The organism is Methanoregula sp., from assembly GCF_002835825.1.
Taxonomy (GTDB): domain Archaea; phylum Halobacteriota; class Methanomicrobia; order Methanomicrobiales; family Methanospirillaceae; genus Methanoregula.
This window is the reverse complement of the sequence record NZ_PIZH01000532.1, coordinates 1-1416: the sequence shown is the minus strand read 5'-3', so window position 1 is coordinate 1416 and position 1416 is coordinate 1. Positions and strand designations below refer to the sequence as shown.

Sequence of the window (1416 nt, the reverse complement as noted above, 5' to 3'; positions counted from 1 at the left end):
TCTTTCCCCTGCCTTGCTCAAGAAGAAAATAACCTACTGACGGAGAAACTATGAACGTTCTAGTAATTGCTCCCCATCCGGACGATGAAGTGCTTGGTTGCGGGGGCACGATTTACCGGCTTGCACAAGAAGGCAATAACGTCGCGCTGTGTATAGTGACAAAACCCTATCCTCCTGACTGGTCGGAGGCTTATATCCAGAAGAAGCACATCGAGATCGAACAATCTAATAAAAAACTGGGTATCTCCCGTATGATCCCGCTGGGTTTCCCGACCGTCAAACTGGATACGGTCCCGCAAAAGGATCTCAACGATGCCCTGTCAGAGATCATCCGTGACGTACGGCCAGACCTGGTGTTCATCCCCCATAATGGGGATCTGAACAAGGACCACCGCATCGTTCATGAGGCAGCTCTTGTAGCTACCCGTCCGCTCAGCAGCCCGGTGAAAAAAATCCTGTCGTACGAGACACTCTCAGAGACTGAATGGGGCAGGACCCTTGCCCGGTTCCTTCCGGGAGTGTATTTTGATATTACCGACTATCGGGAGATGAAACTGGATGCAATGAAGCTCTTTGAGACAGAACTCCGGCTCCCGCCCCACCCGAGATCCGCCGAACTCATCGCGGCCCTCGCAACAAAGCGGGGTTCGGAGATCGGCGTAAAATATGCAGAAGCCTTTATGCTGGTAAGGGAAATTATTTAGTAATGCCCTCCCGGTTCTCAGACTGGGAATATCCTGTAATTGAAGACGGGATTCCCACGAAATATTTCTGGATCGTCCTGAATAAAGATAACCTTACTCTCGGCCGCAAAACCGATATCGGTGCGTTCTCATACATCAATGCAAAGAACGGGGTAGTCATTGAAAATTTTGTTCAGATCGGTTCTCACTGCTCCCTGTATTCCCTGTCCACAATCGATAACAAGGGCGGGAAGATCCACCTTAAAAAAAACTGCAGGATTGGAACCCATTCAGTAGTTATGCCCGGAGTTACGATCGGAGAAAACTCCATTATCGGGGCATTTAGTTTTGTTACCAAGGACATCCCCGACAATGTCCTGGCCTATGGTGTTCCGACCCGGGTAGTCAGGGATCTCACTGCGGAGGAGCTTCAGTTGATGGCAAACGAGGCTGAATCAAAATGAGCTGGAAAATTCCCCTGTTCCGGATGTACTGGGATGAGGATGACATACGGCTCATAGAAAAGACCATCCGATCCGGCTCAAGCTGGGCGGGCGGTCCTGCGATTGCGGAATTTGAACGGGGAATTGCGGAATTTGTGGGAAGCAGGTACTGTCTCACCTTCAATTCCGGAACTTCGGCACTCCATGCAGCCCTTGCGGCGTACGGGATTGGAAAAGGGGATGAGGTGATCGTCCCCTCGTTTACATTCATCGCAACCGCGAACGCACCT

General features: G+C 50.8%; 3 protein-coding genes. All 3 read left to right on the top strand.

The window, feature by feature from the left end:
* Positions 1 to 50: 50 nt before the first annotated feature.
* Positions 51 to 704 carry a PIG-L deacetylase family protein gene (locus tag CW742_RS13025; RefSeq protein ID WP_292421056.1) on the top strand — a complete coding sequence of 218 codons (654 nt, stop codon included), beginning with the start codon at positions 51 to 53 and terminating at the stop codon, positions 702 to 704.
* Positions 705 to 706: 2 nt separating this feature from the next.
* Positions 707 to 1147 (top strand): DapH/DapD/GlmU-related protein, encoded by a 441-nt coding sequence (locus CW742_RS13020; RefSeq protein WP_292421054.1) that lies wholly within the window; start codon positions 707 to 709, stop codon positions 1145 to 1147.
* A partial coding sequence (locus tag CW742_RS13015; RefSeq protein ID WP_292421051.1) for a DegT/DnrJ/EryC1/StrS family aminotransferase occupies positions 1144 to 1416 on the top strand: 273 nt, incomplete at its 3' end. The genes CW742_RS13020 and CW742_RS13015, both read left to right, overlap by 4 nt.

What these genes read in the sequence shown, in the direction of transcription:
- CW742_RS13020 (WP_292421054.1), top strand. Translation starts at nt 707, where the DNA reads ATGCCCTCCCGGTTCTCAGACTGGGAATATCCTGTAATTGAAGACGGG.
- CW742_RS13025 (WP_292421056.1), top strand. Translation starts at nt 51, where the DNA reads ATGAACGTTCTAGTAATTGCTCCCCATCCGGACGATGAAGTGCTTGGT.